15 protein-coding genes are annotated in these 12,959 nt (G+C 71.2%); 4 read left to right on the top strand and 11 right to left on the bottom strand.

The window, feature by feature from the left end; translation table 11 throughout:
• Positions 1-41: 41 nt before the first annotated feature.
• Entirely contained in the window at positions 42-947 is a 906-nt protein-coding gene (locus tag ACZ5KW_RS16170) for a dihydrodipicolinate synthase family protein (RefSeq protein ID WP_343777153.1), read from the top strand.
• Between the two features lie 31 nt (positions 948-978).
• On the opposite strand, the gene ACZ5KW_RS16165 is transcribed toward ACZ5KW_RS16170, so the two are convergent.
• Complete coding sequence (locus tag ACZ5KW_RS16165; protein WP_343777155.1) at positions 979-1,770, bottom strand: YkgJ family cysteine cluster protein; 792 nt, start codon at positions 1,768-1,770, stop codon at positions 979-981.
• Positions 1,771-1,885: 115 nt separating this feature from the next.
• Between ACZ5KW_RS16165 and ACZ5KW_RS16160 the strand changes: the two genes are divergently transcribed.
• The gene (locus tag ACZ5KW_RS16160) at positions 1,886-2,332 is read left to right on the top strand and encodes a DUF5788 family protein (protein WP_343777157.1); all 447 of its coding nucleotides are present in this window, start codon (positions 1,886-1,888) and stop codon (positions 2,330-2,332) included.
• A gap of 24 nt (positions 2,333-2,356) precedes the next feature.
• Here the strand turns inward: ACZ5KW_RS16160 and ACZ5KW_RS16155 are convergent, their stop codons facing one another.
• The 6 genes from ACZ5KW_RS16155 to ACZ5KW_RS16130 all read right to left on the bottom strand — a co-directional run bounded on the left by ACZ5KW_RS16155 (position 2,357) and on the right by ACZ5KW_RS16130 (position 7,489).
• Entirely contained in the window at positions 2,357-2,827 is a 471-nt protein-coding gene (locus tag ACZ5KW_RS16155; protein ID WP_343777159.1) for a Rieske (2Fe-2S) protein, read from the bottom strand.
• Positions 2,828-2,915: 88 nt separating this feature from the next.
• Complete coding sequence (locus ACZ5KW_RS16150) at positions 2,916-3,515, bottom strand: DUF5789 family protein (protein WP_343777161.1); 600 nt, start codon at positions 3,513-3,515, stop codon at positions 2,916-2,918.
• Between the two features lie 120 nt (positions 3,516-3,635).
• Positions 3,636-4,571, bottom strand: coding sequence for an aminotransferase class IV (locus ACZ5KW_RS16145; protein WP_343777164.1), 936 nt, complete (start codon positions 4,569-4,571; stop codon positions 3,636-3,638).
• Positions 4,568-5,203, bottom strand: a complete 636-nt coding sequence (locus ACZ5KW_RS16140; RefSeq protein WP_343777166.1) for an anthranilate synthase component II — start codon at positions 5,201-5,203, stop codon at positions 4,568-4,570. The genes ACZ5KW_RS16145 and ACZ5KW_RS16140 overlap by 4 nt, the downstream gene beginning before the upstream one ends.
• Complete coding sequence (locus ACZ5KW_RS16135) at positions 5,200-6,834, bottom strand: anthranilate synthase component I family protein (RefSeq protein ID WP_343777169.1); 1,635 nt, start codon at positions 6,832-6,834, stop codon at positions 5,200-5,202. Before ACZ5KW_RS16135 ends, ACZ5KW_RS16140 begins: the two co-directional genes overlap by 4 nt.
• Positions 6,835-6,892: 58 nt before the next feature.
• Positions 6,893-7,489, bottom strand: coding sequence for a helix-hairpin-helix domain-containing protein (locus tag ACZ5KW_RS16130; RefSeq protein ID WP_343777171.1), 597 nt, complete (start codon positions 7,487-7,489; stop codon positions 6,893-6,895).
• 102 nt (positions 7,490-7,591) lie between these two features.
• On the opposite strand from ACZ5KW_RS16130, the gene ACZ5KW_RS16125 reads away from it, so the two are divergent.
• Positions 7,592-8,050 (top strand): transporter, encoded by a 459-nt coding sequence (locus ACZ5KW_RS16125; RefSeq protein WP_343777173.1) that lies wholly within the window; start codon positions 7,592-7,594, stop codon positions 8,048-8,050.
• A gap of 125 nt (positions 8,051-8,175) precedes the next feature.
• Entirely contained in the window at positions 8,176-8,538 is a 363-nt protein-coding gene (locus tag ACZ5KW_RS16120) for a DUF5789 family protein (RefSeq protein ID WP_343777175.1), read from the top strand.
• 72 nt (positions 8,539-8,610) lie between these two features.
• Here ACZ5KW_RS16120 and ACZ5KW_RS16115 read toward each other — a convergent pair whose 3' ends face one another.
• From ACZ5KW_RS16115 to ACZ5KW_RS16100, 4 genes are all read right to left on the bottom strand, one after another.
• Complete coding sequence (locus tag ACZ5KW_RS16115) at positions 8,611-9,435, bottom strand: shikimate dehydrogenase (RefSeq protein WP_343777177.1); 825 nt, start codon at positions 9,433-9,435, stop codon at positions 8,611-8,613.
• A gap of 106 nt (positions 9,436-9,541) precedes the next feature.
• The gene (locus tag ACZ5KW_RS16110) at positions 9,542-10,678 is read right to left on the bottom strand and encodes a DUF373 family protein (protein ID WP_343777178.1); all 1,137 of its coding nucleotides are present in this window, start codon (positions 10,676-10,678) and stop codon (positions 9,542-9,544) included.
• Between the two features lie 141 nt (positions 10,679-10,819).
• A complete protein-coding gene (gene sppA, locus ACZ5KW_RS16105; RefSeq protein WP_343777180.1) occupies positions 10,820-11,755 on the bottom strand; it encodes a signal peptide peptidase SppA in 936 nt (311 codons plus the stop codon).
• A gap of 152 nt (positions 11,756-11,907) precedes the next feature.
• The gene (locus ACZ5KW_RS16100; protein WP_343777182.1) at positions 11,908-12,831 is read right to left on the bottom strand and encodes a coiled-coil protein; all 924 of its coding nucleotides are present in this window, start codon (positions 12,829-12,831) and stop codon (positions 11,908-11,910) included.
• Positions 12,832-12,959 lie beyond the last annotated feature (128 nt).

Below are 12,959 nucleotides of genomic sequence, written 5' to 3'. Positions count from 1 at the left end.
GAGGACCAACGCCTTTGTCGCCACCGGCCGAACGGCCGCACATGACGATACTCGATCTCCCCCACGCGGCCGTCTCGCCCCCGATCGTGACGCCGTTCGACGCGGACGGCGACGTCGACGCCGACGCGCTCGCGAGCCACGTCGACGCGCTCGTCGAGGCCGGCCTCGACGGGATGGTCCCCTGCGGGACGACCGGCGAGTTCGCCAGCCTCGACGACGACGAGCGCCGGACCGTGACCGAGACCGTCGTCGACGCGGCCGACGGGCGGGTGCCCGTGATCGCGGGTGCGGCGGACACGACCGTCTCGGGCGTCCTCGACCGGCTCCGGGCCGCCGCCGACGTCGGCGCGGACGCGGGGCTGGTGACGCTTCCGTACTACCACAACTCGACGACACCGGCGGGACAGCGGGCCTTCCTCGACGCGGTCGCCGACGGGGCTCCCCTTCCGGTGTTCCTCTACGACATCCCGTCGACGGTCGGCGAGGCGATCGAACCCGATGTCCTCGCGGCCGTCGCCGAGCACGAGTCGGTCGTCGGGCTGAAGGACACCAGCGGCGACGTGTCGGCGATAGACGCGGCAGTCGACCGGACGCCGGACGATTTCACCGTGTTTCAGGGCGTCGACGATCTCCTGTACCCGAGCGCGAGCCTCGGCGTCGACGGCGGCATCCACGCCCTCTCGCAGGTGATCCCGGAGGTGTTCGTCGCGCTCGGCGAGGCAATCCGCGAGGGCGACGACGACCGGGCGCTGACGCTCCACCGGCACGCGGTCGCCCCGCTGTTCGCGCGCTGCGCCGACCACGGGTTCGCGCCCGCCACGAAGGTCGCGGCCGCGCACCGCGGGTTCGTTCCCGACCCCCGCGTCCGGCCGCCGCTCACGCTCCCCGACGAGCCCGCCCGCGAGGCGATCCGCGCCGACGTGGACGCGGCGCTGGACGTGGCGTGAGACCTGCGCTCGCCCCGTCGACCCCTCCCGTTCACGCTCCGTCGACCGGTCGGCCGTCCGCCTCCTTCGGGCCCTCGGAGTCGAAGACGACGACGTCGCCGTCGGCTCGCTCTCGGGCGCCGGGGTCGTAGCCGTCGCGGACGCCGATGGCCTCTTCGAGCTCCCGGACGGCGCGCTCCTTCAGCGCGGCGGCCAGCTCCTCGGCGTCCTCCCGCGAGATGTCGCGCCCGAGCCCCTCGCACTCGTGGGCGCGGACGACGCCGGCCTCGTCGACCGCCTCGCCCATCGGCTGGCTCGTCCCCTCCAACGCGACGCTGAACGGATACGTCTGACAGATGAGCGGGCGCGCGTCGTGGACCGCACACGCCCCCTGCCCGTCCGACTCCTCGTAGAAGGTACAGTCGCCGCAGCCGTCGGTCGCGAGCGCCCACTCGAACGTCTCGCCGCTCGGCTCGCCGTCCGCGTCGGCGTCGAGCCCGAACGGCATCGGGCGGGCCACGTCGCGCCAGTCGTACGCCTCGTCGGTGCCGTCTTCGGCGGCGTCGGCGACCTGGCGGACCTCGTCCGGAAAGACGGTCGCCGTGTGGGGCTCGCGGTCGGCGTCGTCGCCGTCGTGGCAACCGGACCCGCTCTCGGCGCTTGCCGCTCCGTCGCCCTCGTCCGCGCCCGCCCCTGCGGGCGCGCCTCCCGCCTCGTCGGGGGCGTACCCGGTACAGCAGCCCCCACAGCGCGTGCACTCGAAGCCGATGGACTCGATGGCGTCCGCCAGATCCGCGACGGCGAGGTCGCGGGCCGCGTCGAGTTCGGCTTCGAGCGACTCCATACCTTCCACTTGCGGCGCGGCGCGGTTAACGTCGTCCCTTGCGGGCCTGCGACCGGTTCGCCCGGGACCGACCGGGGCGAAGGAGCGAAGTACGTCCGCCGCCTACCGGCTCGGCGTGAAGGAGTTCGAGCGGAAACAACTCTTAGAACGGGTCAACCGCGAGGCCTCGACGGTCGGCGTCGAGATCCCGGAGTCGATCGAGATACAGGGCGAGGCGATCGACCTGCGCTCGTTCGTCTTCGAGATCAAGCGCCGCGACTCGGTCCCGCCCGGCGAGCGCGACCGCGTCGAGCGCGCCAAGCGGAACCTCCGGCGCGAGCGGATCGACCGGCTCGAACCCATCGAAGAGAACGAGGTGAGCCGCGAGGAGGGCGAGGATCTGGCGGCGTCGATCATCGGCATCGACCGCGCGCTGGAGGCGCTGGAGGGGCTCGACGCCCCCGACCCGGAGACCGAGGCGAAGCGACAGGAGGCCGCCGACCAGAAGCGATGGATGAGCTTCCTGCGGAAGGCGCTCGGCCGCGACGACGCGGGCGGGAGCGGCGGGCGGACGCGCTTTTGAGCCGTCGCCGGCGGCGTCCGACCCTCAGTTTCCGGTGAAGTCGATCCGCGAGCCGCTGCCGTCGCCCTTCCCGTCGGAGGGGCCGATCCGCACGAACTCGTAGGCGTCGTCGTCGAGGTACACCGCGCCGTCCGCGACCGCAACGGCGACCGATTCGAGGACGGCGCCCTCACAGGGGCCGAAGTTACAGTAGCCGCCGTCGGCCTCGAAGGTCGCGCCGTGCGTCTGACAGAACACCTCGCCGTTCCGGACGAACGCACCGTCGTCCTTGTCGAGGCGCACGTCCGTCCAGTGCTGACAGTAGTTCCGGAACGCGCGCACCTCGCCGGCGGCCCGGGTGAGGATCGCCTCGACCTCCGGCGACCCGTCCTCGCCCTCGCCGAGGTCGCCCTCGCCCTCGTCGACCGTCTCGGGGTCGACCGGTCGCAGCGTCGCGAGCAGCGTGCTCTCCTCCGGTACCTCCTCGACGCCGGCGATCCGGCGGTGCTCGTCCATGTCAGAACGAGGCCCGCTGCGGGTTTGAACGTTGTGCGTTCCCGCGTCGGAGGCGGGCGCTACGGCACGGCGCGGCGCCCGAAACCCCCTAGACGCCGAGCCACTCGTCGTCGCGGACCTCGTAGCCGTGTTTCCGGCAGTACTTCGCGGCCTCTCGGCGGACGTCTCGCGACCCCGGAATCTTCTCGTCGTCGCGTATCTTCTCGACGATCCAGTCGGCCATGACCGTGATCCCCTCGTCGTCGTCGTCGCCGTCTATCGCTTCGAGCGCTCGGAACGTCCGCACGTAGGCCTCGCGCTGGGACGCGCTCAGCTCCCTGTTCGGGAGCGGGTCGCTCGCCTCGACGATCCGCTTCATCGCCGCGGCGATCGTCGGTCGCTGAATCCGAGCCCTCACCGCCGCGGGCGAGTCGAACGTCTCCGCCTCGGCGTCGGGCACGAGGTCGGCGACGGCGTAGGTGCCGACGGCCGACTCGATCTCGCGGTCGCCGACCGCGGAGACGATCGCCGCCCCGGTCGCCGGGAACGTCACCGCGTCGAGCGCCGTCTCGAAGTAGGCGAGCTCGGAGGTGTCGACCGGCGGTTCGACCTCGTCGCCGCGCTCCAACTCGGCGGATATCTCTCGTTCGCGCTGGCGTCGCTCCTCGTCTCGGGCCTGCTTGTCGCGGCCGCTCTTGTCGTCTGCCATTCGTCCATCTAGGTCCCTCGGCGGGATAATGCTATGGTCGAGGGCGTTCGACCCTCTCTGAGCGGTCCGAGGGGCTTTCCGCCGCCGATCCGACGGCACCTCGGCGCTCCCGTGACTCACTCACAGCCGTTCGCCGTCGTAGTGCGCCTCCTCGATCCGGCGGTCGAACAGCCGCGAGATCAGGGTGGTGAGCGGGCCGGCGACCGCTTCGCCGTCGCCGTCGACCGCGATCCCGTCGACGGTCGCCACCGGCCGGACCTCCCACGTCGAGTTCGTGAGGAACACCTCGTCGGCGTCGCGGACGGCGTCCGGCGCGTAGGTCCCCTCCTCGACCGGGATCCCCTCCGACTCCGCGATATCGATCACGGTCTCTCTGGTGATGCCGGGGAGGACGGGACCGTCGAGCGAGGGCGTCCGGAGCGCGGCGCCGTCGGCGAAGAAGATGTTCGACGTCGCCCCCTCCGCGACGTGCCCGTCCGAGTCGAGCATCAGCGCCTCGTCGGCGCCGGTCACCCGGAGTTCCAGTCGGGCGAGGATGCCGTTGAGGTAGTTGTGCGTCTTGGCCGCCGCGGGGACCGCACGGTCCGGGACCTTGCGCGTCTTCGTCGTCTGTACCGCGGCCGGCCCGTCGTGGACCGGGTCGCTCCCGGCGCCGCCCCGGGGGAGCGGCTTCGCGATCACCACGACGGTCGGATCGACCTCGGGGGCCGGATCGAGCGTCCCCGGCTGGACGCCGCGCGTGACGGAGAGTTTCACGTACGCGTCCGCGAACTCGTTGGCGGCCAGCGTCTCGTCGACTCGTCGCTTCAGCTCCGCGTCGGCGATTCCGTGGTCGAGCCCGAGCGTCTCGCAGGTTCCCGCCAACCGGTCGGCGTGGGCTTCCCACCCGAAGAGGTCGCCGCCGTACGCGCGCATCGTCTCGAAGGCGGCGTCGCCGTAGGCGAACCCGCGGTCCTCCACCGAGACGGTCGCTTCCGCGGCGGGGACGAGGTCGCCGTCGACGTGATAGACCCGGTCGGCGTCGCTCGCGTCCGCCCCCTCGGCCGCGTCGCTCATCGCTCACACCCCGCCACGAAGTTTCGCACCAGCCGCTTTCCCCGAGGGGTGAGGATGCTCTCCGGGTGGAACTGGACGCCGACGTGCGGCTTCTCGCGGTGGCGCACGCCCATCACGACCTCGCGCTCGTCCTCGGTGCGCGCGGTCTCGACGAGTTCGTCCGGGAGGTCCTCCCGCTCGACGCAGAGCGAGTGGTACCGGCCGACGCGAAGCCGGTCGGGGAGCCCGGCGAAGACGCCCTCACCGTCGTGGGTGATCGTCGACGGCTTCCCGTGGACGACGTCGGGGGCGTGTCCCACGCGGCTCCCGCGGCTCGCACACAGCGCTTGGTGCCCGAGACAGACGCCGAACACGGGGCGATCGAGCTCGAAGACCGCGGTCGAGACGCCCGCCTCCGCCGGGGTGCCCGGGCCGGGCGAGACGACCACGCCGTCGGGGTCGAGGGCGCGGATCCCGGCCACGTCGATCGCGTCGTTGCGTCGCACCGTCACCGCGCCGGCGACCTCGCCGACGTACTGGACGAGGTTGTACGCGAACGAGTCGTAGTTGTCGACGACGAGGACGCGCGCGTCGGACTCGCCCGCGCCCGGACGCCAGCCCGCTCCCCCTTCGGTCGCGTCGGTACCCGTCATCGCTCGACCGCCTCCTCGACCGTCTCGTCGACCGCCATGCCGCCGGCCGCGAGCGCCTCGTCGACCGCGCTCACGAGGGCGCGCGCCTTCGCGAGCGTCTCCTCGTACTCGGCCTCCGGGTCGGAGTCGTGGACGATCCCCGCCCCGACGCGGAGGTGGTACTCGGCGGCGTGGCGGACGAGCGTCCGGATGACGATGGACAGCGTCGCGCGCCCGTCGAACCCGGCCGCGAACATCGACCCGGTGTAGGGCCCTCGGCGCGTCGGCTCCAACTCGTCGATTATCTCCATCGTCCGCGGCTTCGGCGCGCCGGTTATCGTCCCGCCGGGGAAGCAGGCGGCGACGGCGTCCGCGAGACCCACGTCGATCCGCGCCTCGCCTTCGACCAGACTGACGAGATGCATCACCTCGCTGTAGCGGTCGACGCGGCGGTACTCGGCGACGTCGACCGTGCCGAACCGCGACACCTTGCCGAGGTCGTTGCGCTCCAGATCGACTAACATCGCGTGTTCCGCGCGCTCCTTCCCGTCGCCGGTCAGTTCGGCCTCCAGCGCCGCGTCGTCGCTCGCCGTCGCTCCCCGCGGACGCGTCCCCGCGATCGGCTCCGTGACGAGACGCGCGCCGCGCTCGGGGTCGGCAGTCGGCTCGCGCTCCAAGAGGAGTTCCGGGCTCGCGCTCACGAGGTCGACGCCGCTCGGCCGGCCGCCGAACTCGATCAGTCCGGAGTACGGGGCGGGGTTCACCCGTCGCAACGCGCCGTACGCGTCGAGCGGGTGAACCGCGGCCGGCGCGGTCAGCCGCTGGGAGACGTTCGCCTGGAACGTGTCGCCCTCGCGGACGTGCGACTTCACTCGCCGCACCGCGTCGGCGTACCCTTCGCGGCCCACGTCGCTCTCGAAGGTCGCGCTCTCGGCTCCCGGGGCCGGCGCGCCCCCCGACGCCGGGTCGCCGGTCTCGATGCGGTCTGTCAGGTCCGTCGCCCGGGCTCGCCCCGCCTCGAACAGCGCGTCGAGCGCGTCGCGGTCGGCGCTCGGATCGTCGAGGCCGTCCGGAACCCGCGGGCACGCGGTGACCCGGAGGGTGACGGGCGCGTCGTCGTCAGTAGTCGGCTCACCCGCTTCTACCGGGCACTCCCACGCCGCGACCCGGTCGAAAAGCGCCGCCTGAAGCCGCGGGACTCCCCGGTCGTCGACCGCGCCGGGGCCCTCGGGGGCCGCGGGCGGAAACGCCTCCAACTCGCGGGCGACATCGTACGAGAGCCACCCGAACGCGCCACAGGGGTACGGCACCTCGCAGTCGCCACGCGCCAGCGTCTCTGCGTCGAGAAGTCCCTCCAGCGCCGCCAGCGACGGCGACGGCCGCCGGTAGTCACCCGTGCCCTCGGACTCGACGACCGCCGCCTCGGCGTCGGCGGTCAGGCGTTCGACCGGGTCGACGCCGAAGTATCCCCAGCCGGACTGGCCGCCGGTCGTCTCGTAGAACACGCCGCCCGGGCCGTCCCGCGCCCGGCGGTAGGCCGCGAACGGGTCGTCGACCTCGACCCGAACCTCGACCGGGACCCGTGCGCCGTCGGGCGCCGCGGCGGCGACCGCGCGGAACCGGTCCCGATCGGTGTGTACCGTTCGCCTCATGTGAATCCGTTCGGCGGAGGCGACGAAACAGTTGCGGTCGCCCGAACGGACGCGCCCGTCAGAACTCCGTCGCGCGGTCGATCCACGTCGCGGCGCGCTTCTCGCCGACGCTCGTTCCCTCGGCCACCTCGGCGGCGTCCGCGTCGGCGAGGTCGCCGATCGACTCGATCCCGATCGAGGCGAGTCGCTCGGCGTAGGCGGGCCCGATGCCTTTGATCTCCTCGACGCTCGGGCCGCGGTCGTCGTCGTCGACCGCGACGTCGTCCGCCTCGCCCGCGGCTTCCGCCGGTTCGGCCGCCGTGGTATCGTCGACCGCGTCGGCCGCGGTATCGTCGGTCTCGCCGCCCCCGTCGTCGACGAGCGACTCGGTCGAGGCGGCGGCCTCCGTCTCCGTGGCGACTGGCTCCTCGGCGCCCCCCTCGGCCTCGTCGGTCGATTCGGCTTCGTCGACGGGCACGTCGTCGGTCGGCTCGGTCTTGTCGACGGGCACGTCGTCGGTCGGCTCGGTCTTGTCGACGGGCACGTCGTCGGTCGCGTCGTCCTCGGCGGCCGACTCCGACTCGCGCTCGACGGTCACTTCCGTCTCGGTGGATTCGCGCTCAGTCGAGCCGCTCCCGAATCCGAGTTTCTCCTTGAGCTTCTGGAGTAGAGCCATTGGCGACCGCTACACGTGCGAGATATTTAAAAACCGTCTCCGCCGCGATCGCCGCTCGCTCGTCCTGCCGGTTTATAAGTGCCGTCGGCACATTCCGGCCGTATGGACGTTCTCAACCCCGTCATGTGGTCGGTCCACGTCGGCTTCGCCGTCCTCTGGGTCGGCAGCGTGCTGTTCGTCACGCTCGCGGTCCTGCCGCCGGCGCTCCGCGGCGATATCGGGACCACGGCGCTCGGATCCGTCGTCGGTCGACTGCGCTGGATCACCCGGATCGGTGCGGTCGCGTTCGTCCTCTCCGGCGGCCACATGGCCGGCACGCTGTACACGTTCGAGGGCTTGACCGGCACGCCCCGCGGCCACCTCGTGTTGACGATGCTGGGCCTGTGGTTCGTCGGGACCGGGCTCGTCGAGGTCGCGGGCTCGAAGCTGGCCGACGGACTCGACGCGGACAAACTCCGCGAGCCCGCCCGCGACGCCAAGCCGTTCCTCTACGGCGCGTCGGCGGTCTCCGTCGGACTGATCGTCACCGCGGGCCTGCTCGCCGCCCCGACGCTGAGTTAACGCCCGCCGCTGTCGACGGTCGGTTTTGAACCCGTCCCCGGCCGGAACCGACCGCCGAGCCGCTCGTCTCGTCCGCAGAACTGTGACGCATATAATCAGAAATCACCGCCGCGTAAAATGCGTCCGTGTTTATCGGTTTCTGTCGCCTAGCCAGTGACACAGAGGCCGACACTTCGGTTCTCGACACACACATGGAATACTCAGACGCCGAGCGGGTCGTCGAGCAGTCGTTCGAGTTCCCGGTGACGCGCGAAACCGTGCTCGAAGGAATCGGTTCCGTCGAAATAGAGTCTCCCTCCGGCGACTCGGTGACCATCCGGGATATCCTCGATCCGGTCGAAGAGGAGAGCTATCTGAGCTCGGACGCCCTCTACGCCACGATCGTGGGCAACCTCGACGAGACGTTCATCGGCCGCAAGTACTACGACGACCGCGGAAGCGTGACGCTCGAGGGCGAAGCGGGCGACGAGCCCGACCCCTCGTTTTGACCGCGCCGGGAGCGACGCGGGTCGGGCGCCGAGCGTCTCGGCGGGATCGACCGCCCGCGACGCCGGCCTGGCTCACTCCAACTCCGCCCGCAGCGCCGCGTTCATCGCGTCGACCGGCGCCGTCTCGCCCGTCCAGACCTCGAACGCCTCCACCCCTTGGAACAGCAGCATCCACGCCCCGTCGACGGTCGTCGCGCCCGCGTCGGCCGCCTCCCGGAGCAGGCGGGTCTCGATCGGCGCGTACACCGCGTCGAGCACCGCGAGGTCGCCGTGGAGGTGCGCCGCGGGGACCGGCGTCTCCTCGGGCGCCTCCATGCCCACGCTCGTCGCGTTGACGAGCAGGTCGGCGGCCGCGACGCGCTCGGCGAGGTCGTCGAGACCGCCGCCGGTCGCGCCTGGGACCGCCTCCGCGAGTTCGACCGCCCGACCGGGGGTGCGGTTCGCGACGTGGACCGTCGCGCCCGCGTCGGCGAGCGCGAACGCGGCCGCCCGCCCCGCGCCGCCCGCGCCCACGACGAGCGCGTCGCGGCCGTCGATCGCCACGTCGTGGTGCGCGAGCGCCCGCGTCACCCCGGCCGCGTCGGTGTTGTGACCGTGCGGTCGGTCGGCCTCGCCGGCCCTGACCGGGCCGTAGTCGACCGTGTTGACCGCGCCGATGCGCTCCGCGAGCGGGGCGGGGTCGACCGCCTCCAACACGTCCCGCTTGAACGGCACCGTGACGTTGAGTCCCGCCACGCCGAGGTCGGCACCGCCTTCGATCGCCGCGGCCGCGGCGTCGGCGTCGGGTTCGAAGGTCACGTACCGCGCGTCGAGTCCGAGCGCCTCGTAGCCCGCCTCGTGCATCGGCGGCGAAAGCGAGTGTCCGACCGGGTTCCCGATCAGTCCGTACACGTCCATGCCCGCTCACGCGGCCGCGACCGTCAAAAGCCGGTCGGTCGCCCGGCGGCGAGGCCTTCCGACCGCCGCCGCGGGTCTCGGTCGGGTCAGCGCCTTTCGCCGGCTCTCACTCCCGCCGACCGTCCGCGTCCCGCTCCGTGTCGATGACGTCCTCGAGGGTCTCGGTGCCGACGTCGCTGGCGACCTTGACCCCGACGAGCGACACGACGATGCCGCCGACGATGAACGCCGCGAGCTGTTGGACCGGCGTCATCGCGACGCCGTACACGGACAGCGGCTCGTGGATCGCCTCCTGCGCGAGGAAGTAGCCGGCGAACCCCCGGACGACCAAGGCGACGGCCGCGATGACGAACGGCAGGTTGAGGTAGGGCGTTCGGATCTCCTCGTCGCGGATCAGTTCGTCGAGCAGGCGCCCCACGGAGGCGGTCACCCCGGCGATCGCGAACCACGGCACCGCCGAGTAGACGAATTCTACGGCCTCGACGAGCCGGGCCGACTCGGGGCCGAGGTTCGAGGCGGCGAGGAACCCGAAGAAGCCGCCGACGAGGGCGAGTCCGCCGGCGACGACGTACGTCACGATCGACACCTGTCCGGCGTACAGGGCCTCGCGGATCCGCTCGGGCATCCCGGCCACCAGCCGGTCGATCGCGAGGCCCTTGTACAGCAGCGCGGCGCCGAGCAGCCCGGCGACGCCCGCGATCGCCTCGCCCGCGGAGAACCAGTAGAACAGCGCGGGAAGCAACAGCAGCGCGACGCCGATGGGGACCAACACCGTCGAGCGCAGCTGCTCGTCGGCGAGGAACTGTTTGAGCAGGTAGTAGGTGGACTCGATGTCGCGCGCCTGTCGGACGACGACGCGGTCGACGGAGTCGACCGGGATCCGCGATTCGACGACGGGAAGCACGCGCTCGTCCTCCGCCGAGTCGACGACGACGATCGCGGCCCGCGGCTCGTAGCGGTCCACGAGGTCGTCTAGCTGGGACGCGATCGACCGGTCCGCGCCGACGGCGGTGTCGCTCTCGGCGGAGACGACCGCTACCACCGACTCCTCGCGTTCGTCCCTGAGGTCGCGAGCCACCCGCAGCGACTCCAGCAGGCAGTTCACGCTGGCGTCTTCGGGGTCGTCCAGCCCGGCGTCGGTGACCAGCGACCGGACGGCCTCCCAGCCGGCGACCGGCATCGGGACGTTGGTGGCGCGACCGATCGCCCCGGAGCGGTCGACGCAGATGACCAGCGTCGTCACGTGTCGACTCACACCGCGGTCGGACAAAAATCCTCCCCGTGCGGCGCCGCGCCGCGTTCGCCCCCGGAAACCGGCCGATCGCGCCGATATCGCCGGGCCCTCGTCCGGACTCCAGTGGTCGTCAGCGGCCCCCGGCGGTCGTCACCGAAGCTCCACGTCGATGTCGCCGCCCGAGCCGCCGAACACGCTGGCGGCGCCGTTACCGGCCGCGAACGCCACCCGCTCGGCGCCGATACCGAGTCGCTCCGCGAGCCCGCGCTCCGGCGTGAACTCCCGCACCTCGGGCTCCGCTCCGAGGAGGTCGGCGAGCCGCGCTTCCACGTCGTCTATGGTGCCGAGGTCGTCGACGAGCCCCATCTCCGCGGCGTCGTCGCCGAGGTACACGCGGGCCTCGGTCTCCCGGATCTCGTCGGGGTCCATGTCGCGGCCCTCGCTCACCGTCTCGACGAACTGCTCGTAGTAGCCGTCGATGATCCCCTGGAGGTACTCGCGTTCGTCCTCCTCGATCTCGCGGAGCGGGACGCCGGCGTCCTTGTACTCGCCGGCCGTGAACTGCTCGTAAGAGATGCCGAGCTTGTCCGCGAGGCCGGCCGCGTTCGGCCGCGAGCCGACGACGCCGATGGAGCCGACGAGGCTCGCGTCGCGCGCCCACAGCTCGTCGCAGCCGCTCGCGATCCAGTAGCCCCCGGACGCACAGAGGTCGGTCGCGTACGCCACGGTCGGCCCGTCGAACTCGGCGACGGCCCGGCGGATGTCGTCGCTCGGCACGACCTCGCCGCCCGGCGTGTTGAGCTCGACGAGCAGCGCCTCGACGTCCTCGTCTTCGTCGGCCGCCTCGACCTGTTCGACGATCTGGTCGGCGGTCGCGGCGCCCGACCCCGACAGCGGCGACGGCCGCCCCTGATTCCGCCGGATCGGTCCCGACACGGTCACCTTCGCGGTGTTGTACGTCTCGGCGTCACCGAACCGTCCCCCGGTGAGCCGCGCGAAGACCGCGCGTCCCGCGAGCGTCGTCGCCGCACCCACCGCTGCGGCCGCGAGCAAGCCCTTCCGTCCGTTCGCCGGCGCGTCGTCCATACCGACGGTTGGCGACGCACGCGTTTATAAGCTGCCGTAGCTGGGGTCGGTCGTCCCGGTCGTCGCGCTCGGCGTCGCTTCGACCGACGCTCGCGGCGCTCGCCGTTAGAAAAACCGCAGAAAATCGCCGTCGAACCGCGCTGTCGGCCGGCTTACAGGAGGCCGGTCTTCTGGAGCTTCATCAGGTCCTCGGTGTCGAGCGTCTCGCCCTCCTTGAACTTCTGATAGATCTCCTCGGCCTCTTCCTTCTCCTCTTCGCGCTTCTCGGCGCGCTCGTCTTTCCGCTCTTCCTCCTCCTTCTTGTCCAGCTCGCGCAGGCGCTTCTGGACGCGCACGAAGTCCTCGTGGTGGCGGTCGGCCGCCTCCTGCGCCTCCACGAACAGCTCGTGCATCTCGTCGGCCTCGTCACGGATGTCGTCGGCCTCTCGGTAGGCCTCGATCATCTGGTTGTGGTGTTCCTGGGCCTTGTCCGCGAGCTCCGTCACCTTCTGGTGGTGCTGGGACGCCTCGGAGCGGACCTCCTCGGCCTCCTCGACGAGCTCGTCGAGCTCGCTCGTGTCGTCGACCTTCTCCTTCTTCTCGGCGAGCTTCTCGCGTTTGTCGTCGATCTTCTCGATGAGCTCGCGCTCGTCTTCCGCGTCGAGGACCTCCGTCTGCTGACGGAACTCGAGGTCTTCGATCTCCTCTTTGAGCTCCTCGATGGACTTGCCGGAGCCGAGCTCCAGATCCTGTTTGAGCTCCTCGACCTCGTCGAACAGCTCGTTGGCATCGGCGTTGAGCTCGTTGCGCTTGTCCTTGTGTTCCTGGACCTGCTCGTTGAGCTCGTCGCGGTTCTCGCGGTGTTCCTGGGCCTCGTCGACCTTCTCGCGAGTCTTCGCGTTGAGGTCGTCGCGCTTGGAGGCGCGCTCGGAGGCCATCTGGTTCAGCTCGTTGCGTCGGTCTCGCAGCTGACCGGCTCGTTTGATGAGCTGGCCCTTGGAGCCGTTCTCCAAGTCGTCTTCAGAAAGGTCCACGTTGTCCGCCTCGTCCATCGGTTCCACGTCGTACTGCTCAATGACTTCTTCTTTCGTTACCATTTGTTATCTCTCCATCACCGCTCCGGCGATAGCGGACGCTCGCTGTGGTGCGTCGGGCCGTCGGCAAGAACTTCCGTTCATTTCAGCGTGCGATTCCACCAGCGCCAGAGGCGTTCTGGTACCGCTAA

The sequence above is a fragment of the Halorubrum ejinorense genome, from assembly GCF_055389685.1.
The sequence above is the reverse complement of the archived record's forward strand: the minus strand, read 5'-3'. Positions and strand labels throughout refer to the sequence as shown.

What these genes read in the sequence shown, in the direction of transcription:
- ACZ5KW_RS16170 (WP_343777153.1), top strand. Translation starts at nt 42, where the DNA reads ATGACGATACTCGATCTCCCCCACGCGGCCGTCTCGCCCCCGATCGTG.
- ACZ5KW_RS16165 (WP_343777155.1), bottom strand. Translation starts at nt 1,770, where the DNA reads ATGGAGTCGCTCGAAGCCGAACTCGACGCGGCCCGCGACCTCGCCGTC.
- ACZ5KW_RS16155 (WP_343777159.1), bottom strand. Translation starts at nt 2,827, where the DNA reads ATGGACGAGCACCGCCGGATCGCCGGCGTCGAGGAGGTACCGGAGGAG.
- ACZ5KW_RS16150 (WP_343777161.1), bottom strand. Translation starts at nt 3,515, where the DNA reads ATGGCAGACGACAAGAGCGGCCGCGACAAGCAGGCCCGAGACGAGGAG.
- ACZ5KW_RS16145 (WP_343777164.1), bottom strand. Translation starts at nt 4,571, where the DNA reads ATGAGCGACGCGGCCGAGGGGGCGGACGCGAGCGACGCCGACCGGGTC.
- ACZ5KW_RS16140 (WP_343777166.1), bottom strand. Translation starts at nt 5,203, where the DNA reads ATGACGGGTACCGACGCGACCGAAGGGGGAGCGGGCTGGCGTCCGGGC.
- ACZ5KW_RS16135 (WP_343777169.1), bottom strand. Translation starts at nt 6,834, where the DNA reads ATGAGGCGAACGGTACACACCGATCGGGACCGGTTCCGCGCGGTCGCC.
- ACZ5KW_RS16130 (WP_343777171.1), bottom strand. Translation starts at nt 7,489, where the DNA reads ATGGCTCTACTCCAGAAGCTCAAGGAGAAACTCGGATTCGGGAGCGGC.
- ACZ5KW_RS16125 (WP_343777173.1), top strand. Translation starts at nt 7,592, where the DNA reads ATGGACGTTCTCAACCCCGTCATGTGGTCGGTCCACGTCGGCTTCGCC.
- ACZ5KW_RS16115 (WP_343777177.1), bottom strand. Translation starts at nt 9,435, where the DNA reads ATGGACGTGTACGGACTGATCGGGAACCCGGTCGGACACTCGCTTTCG.
- sppA (WP_343777180.1), bottom strand. Translation starts at nt 11,755, where the DNA reads ATGGACGACGCGCCGGCGAACGGACGGAAGGGCTTGCTCGCGGCCGCA.
- ACZ5KW_RS16100 (WP_343777182.1), bottom strand. Translation starts at nt 12,831, where the DNA reads ATGGTAACGAAAGAAGAAGTCATTGAGCAGTACGACGTGGAACCGATG.